Source organism: Flagellimonas pelagia, assembly GCF_003584135.1.
Taxonomy (GTDB): domain Bacteria; phylum Bacteroidota; class Bacteroidia; order Flavobacteriales; family Flavobacteriaceae; genus Flagellimonas; species Flagellimonas pelagia.
Map to the genome: position 1 here is coordinate 184,610 of NZ_QXFI01000013.1, position 13,941 is coordinate 198,550.

Annotated in this window: 12 protein-coding genes; 2 read left to right on the forward strand and 10 right to left on the reverse strand. The window is 43.4% G+C overall.

Annotated features, from left to right (window positions below; all coding sequences use genetic code 11):
* Window positions 1-253: 253 nt before the first annotated feature.
* Both D2V05_RS05325 and D2V05_RS05330 read left to right on the forward strand, forming a co-directional pair.
* Window positions 254-2,176 carry a DUF294 nucleotidyltransferase-like domain-containing protein gene (locus tag D2V05_RS05325; RefSeq protein ID WP_119646473.1) on the forward strand — a complete coding sequence of 641 codons (1,923 nt, stop codon included), beginning with the start codon at window positions 254-256 and terminating at the stop codon, window positions 2,174-2,176.
* Window positions 2,176-2,853, forward strand: coding sequence for a 3'-5' exonuclease (locus tag D2V05_RS05330; protein ID WP_119646474.1), 678 nt, complete (start codon window positions 2,176-2,178; stop codon window positions 2,851-2,853). Before D2V05_RS05325 ends, D2V05_RS05330 begins: the two co-directional genes overlap by 1 nt.
* A gap of 8 nt (window positions 2,854-2,861) precedes the next feature.
* On the opposite strand, the gene acs is transcribed toward D2V05_RS05330, so the two are convergent.
* From acs to D2V05_RS05380, 10 genes are all read right to left on the reverse strand, one after another.
* The gene (gene acs / locus D2V05_RS05335) at window positions 2,862-4,769 is read right to left on the reverse strand and encodes an acetate--CoA ligase (RefSeq protein ID WP_119646475.1); all 1,908 of its coding nucleotides are present in this window, start codon (window positions 4,767-4,769) and stop codon (window positions 2,862-2,864) included.
* A gap of 58 nt (window positions 4,770-4,827) precedes the next feature.
* Complete coding sequence (locus tag D2V05_RS05340; protein WP_119646476.1) at window positions 4,828-5,190, reverse strand: response regulator transcription factor; 363 nt, start codon at window positions 5,188-5,190, stop codon at window positions 4,828-4,830.
* 2 nt (window positions 5,191-5,192) lie between these two features.
* Window positions 5,193-7,883, reverse strand: a complete 2,691-nt coding sequence (locus D2V05_RS05345; protein WP_119646477.1) for a sodium:solute symporter family transporter — start codon at window positions 7,881-7,883, stop codon at window positions 5,193-5,195.
* Entirely contained in the window at window positions 7,876-8,070 is a 195-nt protein-coding gene (locus D2V05_RS05350) for a hypothetical protein (protein WP_119638300.1), read from the reverse strand. The genes D2V05_RS05345 and D2V05_RS05350 overlap by 8 nt, the downstream gene beginning before the upstream one ends.
* 82 nt (window positions 8,071-8,152) lie before the next feature.
* Window positions 8,153-9,859 (reverse strand): sodium:solute symporter family protein, encoded by a 1,707-nt coding sequence (locus D2V05_RS05355; RefSeq protein ID WP_119638301.1) that lies wholly within the window; start codon window positions 9,857-9,859, stop codon window positions 8,153-8,155.
* 22 nt (window positions 9,860-9,881) lie between these two features.
* On the reverse strand, window positions 9,882-10,145 hold the full coding sequence (locus D2V05_RS05360) for a DUF4212 domain-containing protein (protein WP_119638302.1): 264 nt from the start codon (window positions 10,143-10,145) through the stop codon (window positions 9,882-9,884).
* Between the two features lie 18 nt (window positions 10,146-10,163).
* Entirely contained in the window at window positions 10,164-11,390 is a 1,227-nt protein-coding gene (locus tag D2V05_RS05365; RefSeq protein WP_119646478.1) for a hypothetical protein, read from the reverse strand.
* A gap of 96 nt (window positions 11,391-11,486) precedes the next feature.
* Window positions 11,487-11,900 (reverse strand): IS1/IS1595 family N-terminal zinc-binding domain-containing protein, encoded by a 414-nt coding sequence (locus D2V05_RS05370; protein WP_119646479.1) that lies wholly within the window; start codon window positions 11,898-11,900, stop codon window positions 11,487-11,489.
* Window positions 11,901-12,023: 123 nt separating this feature from the next.
* Window positions 12,024-12,977, reverse strand: a complete 954-nt coding sequence (locus tag D2V05_RS05375; RefSeq protein ID WP_119646480.1) for a phosphoribosylaminoimidazolesuccinocarboxamide synthase — start codon at window positions 12,975-12,977, stop codon at window positions 12,024-12,026.
* Window position 12,978: 1 nt separating this feature from the next.
* Window positions 12,979-13,938, reverse strand: coding sequence for a PhoH family protein (locus D2V05_RS05380; protein WP_119646481.1), 960 nt, complete (start codon window positions 13,936-13,938; stop codon window positions 12,979-12,981).
* Between the last annotated feature and the right edge of the window lie 3 nt (window positions 13,939-13,941).

Consider the following 13,941-nt stretch of genomic DNA (forward strand, 5'->3'; position numbering starts at 1 on the left):
TTTAGCTGTCATATCTGTTAAAGGAAATATACGTCAATTCTTGCAAGTTTGTGTAGGCAATTCCACATTTTTATGACCATGAAGAATTATGGTGGCTTAATTTATTATTTCATTATAAGTAAACGGATGGATGAAGGAAACTTTTAGATAAATTGATAGTTACCGTTCTTAACAGAAAAAAGCATTAAATGTACCGACATTTTTTATGCACCATAGTCCTACCAACAGGTTTTACCCCTAAATTTAGGGTACCATGAAAAATACCATTTCTGAACGCGTAGCGGATTTTCTAAAAAACTACCCTCCTTTCAATGCATTGGATTCCAAACAGTTGGAACAGCTTTCCCTTCAGGTGACCATTATCCATAAGGAAAGTAACAGTGTGGTCTTTACTGAAAAGGAAGAGCCCCATGCCTATTTCTATGTGGTGAACAAAGGCGCCATTGCACTTACCAAAAAGGATTCAAGCCAAATTCTGGACATTTGTGATGAAGGGGATGTTTTTGGGCTGCGCCCCCTACTGGCCCAGGAAAGCTATAAATTGGAAGCCAAGGCCTATGAAGAAACCATTCTTTATGCGGTGCCTATCAAGGATTTTAAACCCTTGGCCTTGGAGAACAAGAGGGTCGGGAATTTTTTGATCGAAAGCTTTGCTTCCAATACCCGAAACCCCTATTCCATAAAACACCGGGGCAAGCTTTATGGGGTCACTGCCAATACTAACGATAACAATCCTAGTACTAAAATATTGGACCTTCAACCGGTTCGGTATTCCACCGATTTGGTTACCTGTACCGCAGGGACCAAAATCAAGACCGTGGCCACCACCATGGCCAAGCATAACGTGAGCAGCATTTTGGTAATGAATGGTGATTTGCCTTTGGGTATCATTACGGATAAAGACCTTAGACAAAAAGTGGCTACGGGCCTTTTTCCGATTACCGGAAGTGCCAAATCCATCATGTCGTCTCCCGTCATCACCTATCCAAAAGAGTTGACCGTAGCCCAGGCACAAATGGCCATGATGAAAAGTAACATCAGCCATTTGGTCCTTACTGAGGATGGTACCACAGATGCCAAAGCCGTTGGCATCCTCTCCAAACACGATGTGATGTTGGCCTTGGGCAACAACCCGGCCGTATTGCTTCGCGCCATCAAAAGAGCTACGGACTCCAAAAGGCTGCGCAGTATCAGGCATGGCATCATGACATTGTTACAAGGGTATTTGGAACAGAATATCCCTATCGGCCTGGTGTCCAAAATCATTTCCGAACTCAATGATGCCTCTACCAAGCGCATAATTGAAATCACTTTGGATTCCATGGAAAAAAAGCCTCCTGTGGATTTTACCTGGCTTACCATGGGAAGTCAAGGTCGAGGAGAACAACTGTTAAACACCGATCAGGACAATGCCATTCTTTTTGAGGATGTCCCAGAAGAAAATCTAGAGGAGACACGAGCTTATTTTTTACAATTGGGCTCTCAAATTTCCAAGGAGTTGAATACCGTTGGTTTTGAGTACTGCCCTGCGGAGATGATGGCTTCCAACCCTTCGTGGTGCCATAGTCTCAGTGAGTGGAAACATGTTACCTCACATTGGATCAACAATCCCGGCCCGGAGGAAATTCTGCTTTCTTCTATCTTTTTTGACTATAATGTGACCTACGGCAGCAAAGCCTTGGCCGATGAACTGTCCCATAGCATTTTTGACCATGCCAACCACTATCCACAATTTTTGACGCACTTGGCCAGTGGTGCCATGCAAAACCCATCACCATCAGGGTTCTTTAGGGATTTTTTGGTAGAACAGGATGGGGAGCACAAGGATTTTTTCGACCTAAAACTTCGCGCCTTGATGCCTATTATTGATGCAGCTAGGGTACTTATCCTCTCCCACTCCATTAAATCCATCAACAATACAGCGGAGCGATACGAGAAATTGGCCGAGTTGGAACCCAACAACCGTGAACTCTTTTTGGCGTGTTCGTATGCTAGTAAAGCCTTGTTGAAATTTAGGACCCGCCAAGGGCTGTTGCACAACGATTCGGGCAGGTTCATAGCCTTGGACCAATTGAACAAGGAAGAAAAAATAAAACTGAAGCGGACCTTCAAAACCATTAAGGAAATCCAATCCCTTATTGAAGTTCGGTTCCAAGTTAAAAACCTATTGCGCTGATGTGGTTTTTCTCCAAAAAGAAACAACTGGAATTCCCTGATTTTTGGTGGGCCTACGAGGAGCACTTCAAACATCCGTTGCCAGAGCTGATCAAGGACAATACCTTCATCGTATTGGATACTGAAACCACTGGTTTTAATTTGACCAAGGATCGAATGCTCTGCATTGGGGCCCTTAAATTGAAAGACAATAATATAGTGGTAAAGGATAGTTTTGAGGTATACATTGAACAGGAACACTATGATGTAGGAAGTGCAGAAATACATGGAATCCTTAAAAAAAGTAAGCGTAATAGAACTTCGGAGCTAGAAGCTTTGAAACAATTTTTGGTCTATATTGAAAACCATGTATTGGTGGGGCACCATGTGATGTTCGATGTAAACATGATCAATGCCGCTTTAAAAAGGAACGGGCTACCTAAGTTGAAAAATGAAAACTTGGACACGGAATCCTTATATAAACGCACACTTTTGATATCCACTGTTGTCCAAAAAAAGGACCGGTATACTTTGGATGATCTAGCCAAAAAATTCAGTATTTCTAGAAAGGATCGGCATACAGCTCTAGGTGATGCATTCATCACCGCCATAGCTTTTCTAAGAACCATTGAAAAATTGAAATCCAAAAAATTAAAGGACCTCATTCGAAAACAAGGCCCTTTACGATTTGGTCTATAAAATTGGATTTATAGACTTTCCTTCATGATCTGTTCCACCACTTCTGGATTCAGTAATGTGGAAGTATCCCCTAAATTGCTTGTGTCCTTGGAAGCTATTTTTCTTAAGATACGACGCATGATTTTACCACTGCGTGTCTTGGGCAATCCGGGAACAAACTGAATTTTATCCAGTTTCGCTATAGGACCTATGTGTTCCGTGATCAACTGATTGATCTCTTTGGCCAAGTTTTCCCTATTACGGTATTCTCCGGTTTCCTTCAAAATGATATAGCCATACAGTGCATTCCCTTTGATGTCATGTGGGAACCCAACAATGGCCGATTCCGCAACGGCTGGGTGTTCGTTGATGGCATCCTCTATAGGCGCCGTTCCAAGATTGTGTCCGGAAACAATGATCACGTCATCCACCCTACCTGTGATTCGGTAATAGCCCACTTCGTCCCTCAAGGCACCATCACCAGTGAAATATTTTCCTTCAAAAGCTGAAAAATAGGTATCCTTGTAGCGCTCGTGATTGCCCCAAATGGTTCGGGCAATGGAAGGCCATGGAAATTTGATACACAATCTTCCATCCACTTGGTTGCCTTTGATCTCTTTTCCGTTTTCGTCCATCAACGCTGGCTGGATACCCGGCATGGGCAAGGTAGCATAAGTGGGCTTGGTCGGTGTGGAATATGGTATAGGTGAAATCAAGATACCCCCGGTTTCCGTTTGCCACCATGTATCCACAATCGGACATTTTTTATCTCCAACATGGTCGTTGTACCAGTGCCATGCCTCTTCGTTAATGGGTTCCCCAACAGTACCCAATACCTTTAAACTGGAGAGGTCATATTTGGTCACAAAATCCAAATTTTCCTTGGCCAAGGCCCTGATGGCCGTTGGGGCCGTATAGAATTGGGTCACCTTATGTTTTTGGACCACTTCCCAGAACCTTCCAAAATCCGGATAGGAGGGCACTCCTTCGAACATCACCGTGGTGGCTCCATTTGCCAATGGTCCATACACGATGTAGGAATGTCCAGTAATCCAACCGATATCGGCGGTACACCAATAGATGTCTTCTTCCTTATACTGGAACACATTCTTAAACGTATAGGCGGTGTACACCATATAGCCGCCAGTGGTATGTACCATCCCTTTGGGGCGACCCGTTGATCCTGAAGTATACAAAATGAACAAAGGATCTTCTGAATCCATAATTTCAGGGGAGCAATCGGCATAAGCCTTATCCAAAAGGGGTTGAACCCATTGATCGCGACCCTCTTTCATGTTGATCTCGCTACCCGTGCGTTTTGTCACCAGCACCGATTTTACTTCGGGACATTGTTCCAAAGCATCATCCACAATTCCTTTTAAATCGATAGTCTTGCTGCCCCTGTATGATCCATCGGAAGTCAATACCATTTTTGCACCACAGTCGTTGATCCTCGTAGCCAAGGCCGTGGACGAAAATCCAGCAAAAACGACGGAGTGTACGGCACCAATACGCGCACAGGCCAATACCGCAATGGCCAAATCCGGAATCATGGGCAAATAGATGACAACCCTGTCCCCTTTCTCCACACCTTGGTCCTTCAACACATTGGCATACCGACAGACCCTTTCATGCAACTGAAGATAGGTGATATGCTCGGCCGGTTCGTTGGGGTCGTTGGGCTCAAAAAGAATGGCGGTCTTATCTCCCCGAATGCTCAAATGCCTATCAATACAGTTTTCGGTGATGTTCAGTTTTGCCCCATCGAACCATTTGATCTCTGGTTTGCTAAAATCCCATTCCAATACTGAATTCCATTTCTTTCTCCAGAGAAAATGTTCTTCCGCAACCTCTTCCCAAAAACCTTCTGGATTTCTGACCGATTTACGGTACACCTGAAAATATTCCTCCAAGTGCTTGATATGATAATTACTCATCTAATGATATGTTTAGTTAATATTAGTTTCGTTATAAATTTGTTGATGGGGGGTTATGTTATGTGATCATTTCCTCCACATCACTGATGATTTTTTTTATGGAAAAAGGCTTGGTCATGTACCCATCCGCACCCATTTTCAATCCTTTTTCAATGTCCTTTTCCTTGCTTTTTGCGGAGAGAAACACCACTTTGGTCTGTCCTAAATTTTCGCTTTCTCGAATTCTCTTCAAGGTTTCATAACCATCCATCTGAGGCATCATGATGTCCAAAAGAATCAAATCCGGTTTCTCCCGCTCCGCAATCTCCAGGGCTTCTGTTCCATCCCGGGCGATAAATACCCCAAAATCCTTTTTCTTAAAGGCATATTCCAAGGACATTACAATGTTGGGTTCATCATCCACGATCAAAATTTTCTTCATGTTCAATTCCTGCTTTTGGGCAGTTCAAAAACCAAACGTGCCCCTTTCTTAAATCCTTTGTCCACCCATATGGAACCCTTATGGCCCTCCATAATTTTTTTGCAAATGGCAAGGCCCAACCCACTACCCTGTGGCTTTTTGGTGTTCTGGTTCTTAGATTGATAAAACTTGTCGAAAATGTAGGCTTGGTCCTCTACCGGAATGCCACGTCCGTTATCCTCAACGGATACTCTCAAAGCTTTATCCCCATCCTCCAAATGGATTTTGATGGTTCCTGTATGTGGTTCCGTAAATTTAAGGGAATTGGACAGCAAATTCGTCAAAACCTGCAATATTCGGTCTTCATCAAAGGGTACTTCCAGATTTTCCCGTTCTGTGAACTCGATGCCCACTTGCTTTTTGGCCGCTATTTGTTCTACACCCTTGATCGCTTTTTTTATGGTTTTGTTGATCTTACGTTTTTTAATATCAAGTTCTGTTCTGTTGTCCGACAACTTTTCAAGATCGAGGATGTTATGGATCAACGTATCCAATCTATCCGTATCGCGACTGATGTTCTCCAGGAATTGTTTGCGCAGTTCTGGCGGCATGTCATCATCCTCCAACACTTCGGAAGCGGCCTTAATGGACGTTATTGGGGTTTTTAACTCGTGTGCCACGGTATCCAGGAACTCATCTTTTTGTCTATCCTGTAATAGCAACTCTTCATTGGCTTCCTTAAGTTGATGGGCCATGGCGGTAAGCTGTTCGGATTTTTCAAAGAGGAGTTTGTTGTTGGCCTTAGTCTCCTTGCTCTCTTCCAAAATATTGAGTACCTCTACCAAACTGATAGGTGTTTCCTTGGATACCGAAGACAGCAAAATCTTGGCCGATGCGCTACCGATACTTCCGGTCAACAACTTTTCCGAAAAGTTGATCAAACGGGCATCCGCTTTTTCTTCGGCATCAGAAATGTTATGCTTTTTATTGAATACCCGTAGTGCACGATTGGTCCTTGTCTCTCCCAAAAACCTGCTCAACAATCTTTTGATATCTGCTACATAGGCCTCTCCTTTCCACACAAAGGCACCTTCCTGAAGGTTTTCGTAATTAGCATGGTTCACAAACATCTCGGCATAGTTCCGTTCCCTGTAATTTCCCTTGTTACGAAGCGAAAACCCAACAAAGAACAAGGTATTGAACGACAAGCTCCACAAAAAGGCGTTGCTCTCCGGTGTTAGATAGTCCAGTCCGAACAGTTGAGCCGGTTTAAGCCAAGAATAACCGAAAAGGCCTTCTTCCACAAACTTGACATTGGGCATAATTACCTGACTAATAAACGGTAATAAAAGTGTATAAAATACAACTGCAACACCTACTAGAATACCTATTTCAGCTCCTCGTGCCGTTCCCCTCCTCCAGGTCAACCCAAGAAAAAAGGAAGGGGCTAATTGGGCAATGAGCACAAAAGAAATCAACCCGATTGAAAAAAGTGAAAGTTGGGCTGAGAAATTCACATAGAAGAAATAAGCGATAACGATCAAGAAAAAAATAGCTACACGACGTATATTCTTGATTCTTTTGGTGTTTTCCTCTGGATTGCCTTCCACCAATTTTTTGATAAAACCATAGGGTATCACAATATTGTTGCTCACCATGGTGGACAGTGCCAAGGTAGAGACCACGATCATGGAAATCACAGCGGTAAAACCACCAATGAACACCATCAATACCAAGCCTTGGTTGTTTTGTTGTAAAGGCAGTAAAAGAGAATAATAATCGTGGTTGACTACATCAGGAAGGCGAATGTTACCTGCCCATGCAATGAAAATCACAAAAAGATTGAAGAGCAAAAGATACAAGGGAAACAGCCAAATGGCCTTTTTCAAATAATTTTCATTGTCGTTTTCTACCACCGCCACATGAAATTGTCTGGGCAACAAAAAAATGGCGAAAAATGATAGGCAAATGGTAAACAACCAATTGAAGCCATTTTCCAACCCCCCAAGGGAAGTCAGTTGATGAAAATTGTTTCTCATGGAAGCCTGTTCATACAAATCGGTGGTCCCATCAAAAAGATAGTAGGTCACATAAATGCCAATGGCCAAGAAGAACAGTAACTTTAGAACGGATTCAAAGGCCACGGTAGCAATGATACCCTTTTTATGCTGGGAAGTATCCGTGGAACGGGTACCGTAAAAAGCGACAAAAACCGCAATGAGCAATGCAATATAAAAAGTGGAATCGTCTAGAAACCCTGTGGAAACATAACTGTTTTCTGTTGAAATCAAGGAAAATGTTTCCGAAACGGCCTTTAACTGAAGGGAAATGTAGGGGATGATGGCCAACAAACAGGTGATGGTCACCAAGGCTCCCAAAAATCTGTTGTTGCCATACCGCATCGAGATAAAATCAGCGATGCTAGATATTTTATGTTGCTTGGAGATGCGAATAACCTTTTTCATCACCACGATCCATAACGGCAGGGAAATGACAGGGCCCAAATAAATGGCCAAAAAGCTGATACCCGACCGAGATGCAATGCCCACACTCCCATAATAGGTCCATGCCGTACAATACACCGCTAAGGAAAGGGTATACACGTATGGATTGTTGGTCCACTTGCCTCGGGGGTTCTTCTCAGCAAAATAGGCCAATACAAAAAGCATGGCCAAATACATCACAATTATAAGTCCTACCACGTAATTACTCATAGAACTTCCTTAAAATGATATAGGCAAAAATGATGGACAGCAACCAACTCAAAAAAATGGCGACATATAGAATGGGAAAACCAAAAACATGTCCGTCCACATCAAAAATGGCCACGAAGGGAACATTCCATAAAAAGAATAGGACTATGGAAATGAGTATCAATTTTTGCTGATGCCTTTTCTTCATTTTCTCTTGTTCGTCGGCTTACTAAAATTACAAAAAACGGTGCGGTAATTTGACACCGCACCGTTTATCACAACCAACTAAATTAATGTGCCGATGCTTCACCTGCACCGCTAGGTATTCTAATGTGTTCCACAATTTCTTGGACTTCTTCTGGAGGCTCTGCGGTAAATTGGTTCACTGTAAGTGCCACAATAAAGTTGACGATCATGGCAATGGTTCCAAAACCTTCGGGCGAAATACCAAACCACCAATCACTTTGCAATCCAGCAACCGCTTCTTTTCCTCCATCGAACAAACCAAACTTGAATTTGAGCATGTAGAAAAGCATGAGGGAGATACCCACAATCATTCCGGAAATAGCCCCTTTGCTGTTCATTTTCTTATAGAAAATACCCAAGATGATAGCAGGGAAAAACGATGCTGCCGCTAACCCGAAGGCTAGGGCGACCACTGCCGCTACAAATCCGGGTGGGTTGATTCCGAAGTACCCAGCGATCACAACGGCAACGGCTGCAGAAATCCTTGCGGCCCAAAGCTCTCCTTTTTCTGATAGTTTTGGATTGAATACATTTTTGATTAAGTCATGGGAAATGGAGGATGAAATCACCAACAGTAATCCGGCTGCAGTGGAAAGGGCAGCTGCCAAACCTCCTGCGGCAACCAAGGCAATGACCCAAGCGGGCAAGTTTGCAATCTCAGGATTTGCCAATACCATGATATCCCTATCCACAGTCAATTCATTTTTATCGGCAGCACCTACATATTGGATCTTGCCATCACCGTTCTTATCATCATATTTCAACAAACCGGTTTCTTCCCAGTTTTTGAACCATTGTGGCATGGAGGCATATTCCTTTTCACTGGCGGTCTCGATCAAATTGGTCCTTGCGAACACGGCGACCGCAGGAGCTGTGGTATACAAGATGGCAATGAGCAACAAGGCCCATCCTGCAGATTTTCTGGCATCCTTAACCCGTTTTACCGTAAAGAAACGAACAATTACGTGTGGTAATCCTGCAGTACCCACCATCAAGGCAAGCGTGATGGCAAAAACATCCACCAAACTTTTGGAGCCATCCGTATATTCTGCAAACCCTAATTCAGTGGTAAGCCCATCCAATTTATCCAATAGATAGGTTCCATCAGCTACAGTGCCACCCATTCCCAATTGTGGAATTGGGTTTCCTGTCATTTGGAAGGAAATGAAAATAGCGGGCACCATAAAGGCAAAGATCAATACACAATATTGGGCCACTTGGGTATAGGTAATTCCCTTCATTCCACCAAGCACGGCGTAGAACAAAACGATGACCATACCGATGATTACCCCAGTGTTGATATCCACTTCCAAGAATCTGGAGAAAACGATACCCACGCCACGCATTTGTCCTGCCACATAGGTAAAGGAAACGATCAAGGCGCATATCACGGCCACGATCCGTGCTGTTCTGGAATAATAACGCTCCCCGATAAAATCAGGCACCGTGAACTTTCCAAATTTTCTCAGGTAAGGTGCCAGCAACAAGGCCAGAAGCACGTAGCCACCAGTCCAACCCATTAAATAAACGGCACCATCATACCCGGCAAAGGCGATAATCCCTGCCATGGAAATAAAGGAAGCTGCCGACATCCAGTCCGCTGCCGTGGCCATTCCGTTGGCCAATGGGGAAACACCCCCGCCAGCAACATAATATTCTTTGGTAGATCCGGCCCTGGACCAAATGGCTATGCCGATATATAGGGCGAAAGAAATGCCCACCAATAGATATGTCCATACTTGTACACTCATAATTCTAGTTTTTGTTGGTTAGTTAATCTTCGTCATAGCCGTATTTTTTGTCCAGTTTGTTCATCAATCGAACGTAGACAAAAATGAGGATGACAAATACATAAATCGACCCTTGTTGTGCGAACCAGAATCCAAGTTTGAATCCGCCCAAGCGAATGTTGTTCAAAGCATCCTTGAACATGATGCCGGCCCCGTAGGAGACCAAGAACCAAATGGTTAAAAGAATAACCAGATACCTCAGGTTTTCTTTCCAATAAGCTGTTGCCTTTTTCTGTTTTTCTGACATAATTTGTTGGTTTAGTGATTATAAATAGATATGTGCTTGCAGTGTTAAAACCCCGGAACTATCACCGTTTCCAACTTTGGAATTGGCATATTCCAGTGTAAGCTTGGAATGGTGCCCTGTCATGAACAGGTTAGCCCCAATCCCAAATCGGGTCGCATTGTCATCAATCGCATCAATGGTTCTGGTCTGGTATGACAAATAAGGTTGCACCCTTGACTTATCCGCCGCTCCAGGAATCAAATAGCCTACATGGCCGTAAATCATATTACCAGTTCCATAAGGGCCCAAGACAAAATTGCGACCATAATCATTGCTTTGGAAAACCCCGTATGCCGTGATGGCCGAACCGTCATCAGCCAAGGGAGCGTCATAAAAAGCATCCACGGCGAAAATATTCACGTCCTCTCCTTCCAAATTTCCTGTTCCATCCATTACCACAACCCCATTTCGATGGTTCAAGAAACCAGCTCCAATATTGAAGACCTTTTTGCTACCTAGGTACGTTCCCACCTTGTAAGGTAGGAAATTAGATTCTTCATCCAAGAAATGGTAGTCAAAATATCCTTGTACCACCTTGCCGGCATTACCAGCTCCCAAAAGCTCCCTTCCACGATATACCGCCCTACCATTGGGGGTCGGGTCATTCCCCGAGTCCAAAGTAGTGGTAATGGCCTCATTATAGGAAACCCGATACTGTAACCTACCTACTTTACCTTTTAGGTAAACACCCAAATGACGGGCAAACTGGTCGCTAAGGCCCAAAGCGGCCCATGACTCCCTATTATTGTCCAAAGTCATGAAGTTCAGGGTGCTACTGTTGTTCAGTCGTGAAATTCCGTTCCAGTAATGTAATCCAGAACCTGCGGCAATGTTCTTTCCAATTTGCCACTCTCCCCAGAAATCATGAAAGAACAATTGGGAAGATTCTCCTTTCCCTGTCGGGCTAAGGTTACTTCCATTCAAACTGTTCAACCCGAAATGGGTAAGGATCAAAAACTTTTTGTTCAATTGGGTAAATGTCAATACCCTGGCTCGTCTTACACTTAGGTTCAGGTTACTGGCATCGTCTGGAACATCATCGCTGTATTGGGCCCAAAATTGACCCCATGCAATGATTCGAAGATATTTTGAACCATCTTCGTTAAAATTAATCTTGTAACCCCCCGTATATTCGGTGTTACCCTGCGAGAATGATTTAGGAATGAACAGAAGCGTAAGTGCCATTCCAAGAAGGATTCTTTTCATTTCAGTTTGGATGTTAGTGAGTTATGTGCATCACGAACATCCTAAAAAAAAGTACTGAAAGAAAAATCAGTATATATTTTTGCTAAATACCTATACTCAATCCTTGAAACGGTCCCATTTTATCAACATGAACTTATCGCCGAGTTCAGTAACCAATTGGCCAGCTCCTTTTAAATTTTCTGGATTATTAAAGTATTTTTGAAGTTCCCCGAGATTCAAGATCTTATAGGTGGGATGGTATTTGGAATTGTATGGCCGCTTGATGTTGTATTTGCGGACCCAATTCATCACCGAAACATGGGAAACACCCAAGATTCTTTCAATTTCACGATACGTAAGCCCTTCTAAATAAAGCTGTAACGCTTTGTTTACGTAATAGTCATCTATCTGCTTTCCCAATTTGGGAACTGTAAAATAGTAGCCGCAGGATTTGCATTTGTAGCGTTGCCGTTCATTAATGACACCTGCTTTGGTGAATTCGGAGGAAGAACAATTTGGACAGCTTTGCATTGGATATACTTAATTAGCATAAATATACCAAATTAGCTTTAAATATTTAAACAAAAAAATCCTTTAGAATAACGAAATCATAAATTTAAGCCCATAAATATTGAAAGGAAGGCAATTTGAGGGCTATTTAGCCAAAAATTCGCTGATATTACTGAAGATACGGTCCTCAATGTTGGAAATATCACTCTTTACGAAATTTTCACCAGTGATGTTCTCGTATAATTCGATATATCGATTGGATACCGACTCGATATATTCATCCGACATTTCGGGAACGGATTGCCCTTCCAAGCCTTGGAAACCATTGGAAATGAGCCATTGTCTAACAAATTCTTTGGACAATTGTTTTTGTGCTTCCCCTTTGGACTGACGCTCCGCATATCCTTCCGCATAAAAATAACGGGAAGAATCCGGCGTGTGAATCTCATCGATCAATACGATTTTGCCATCCTTGGTCTTACCGAACTCGTATTTGGTGTCTACCAAGATCAAGCCTCTTTTGGCAGCAATCTCGGTTCCCCTTTGGAAAAGAGCATGGGTGTACTGCTCTAGCACCTCATAATCTTCTTTGGAAACGATACCTCTTTTTAAAATATCCTCTTTGGAAATATCCTCATCATGGTCCCCTTTTTCGGCCTTGGTTGCCGGAGTGATGATGGGGCTGGGAAATTTGTCGTTTTCCTTCATTCCTTCGGGCATGGGTACGCCGCACAACATTCTTTTGCCAGCTTTGTACTCCCTGGCTGCGTGTCCGGAAAGGTATCCGCGTATCACCATTTCAACCTTAAAAGGCTCACAAGCCACACCTACCGCAACGTTGGGATCAGGAGTGGCCATCAACCAGTTAGGCACAATGTCCTCCGTATCCTTCATCATTTTGGTGGCTATCTGGTTCAAGATCTGACCCTTGTAAGGAATACCCTTGGGCATGACCACATCAAAAGCGGACAAACGGTCCGTGGCCACCATTACCAAAACATCATTTTGAAGGGTATATACCTCCCTCACCTTACCTTTATAAACAGATTTTTGTCCCGGAAATTCAAAGTCCGTGGACATCAACGTATTCAGTCCCATATTAGAATTGATTTTGGTGCTCTATGTTTTTATAGGCATCGATGACCTTTTTCACCAATCTATGTCGGATCACATCCTTATCATCCAAATAAATAATGCTGATGCCATCCACATCCTTTAATATCAAAAGTGCTTCCTTTAATCCTGAAATGACCCTTCTCGGCAAATCGATCTGACCTGGATCACCCGTCAATAAAAATTTGGCATTCTTGCCCATCCTGGTCAAGAACATTTTCATTTGGGCGTGGGTGGTGTTCTGGGCCTCATCTAAAATCACGAAGGCATTGTCCAACGTGCGCCCCCGCATGAAGGCCATGGGCGCAATTTGGATAGTACCGTCCTCCAAGTATTTGGCCAGTTTTTCCGCCGGAATCATATCCCTAAGGGCATCATATAACGGCTGCATGTAGGGGTCTAGTTTCTCTTTAAGATCACCGGGTAAAAATCCCAGGTTCTCCCCTGCTTCCACCGCCGGGCGTGTCAATATGATACGTCGTACCTGCTTTTCCTTGAGCGCCTTCACGGCCAAGGCCACCCCAGTATAGGTTTTTCCCGTACCAGCCGGACCAATGGCAAAGACCATATCGTCTTTTTTGCAGGCATCCACCACTTTACGTTGGTTGGCAGTCTGGGCCTTGATCAAGCGACCGTTTACCCCGTGGACCAAAACATCCCCACTGCTCTTGGAAGAAGTATAGTCCTCCTCGCTGGTACTGGTAAGGATACGCTCGATCATGTTCTCGTCCAACTTGTTGTACTTGGCAAATTGGCCCGTGATCTCATCAAAGCGCTTGTCAAACTCCTCAAGGAGTTCTTCATCACCATAAACTTTGATCTTGTTACCCCTGGCTACAATCTTTAACTTTGGAAAGTATTTTTTGAGCAGTTCGATGTTTTCGTTTTGCTGCCCGAAAAATTCTTGGGGGCTGATGTCCGTAAGTTCTATTATAAGTTCGTTCAAAAA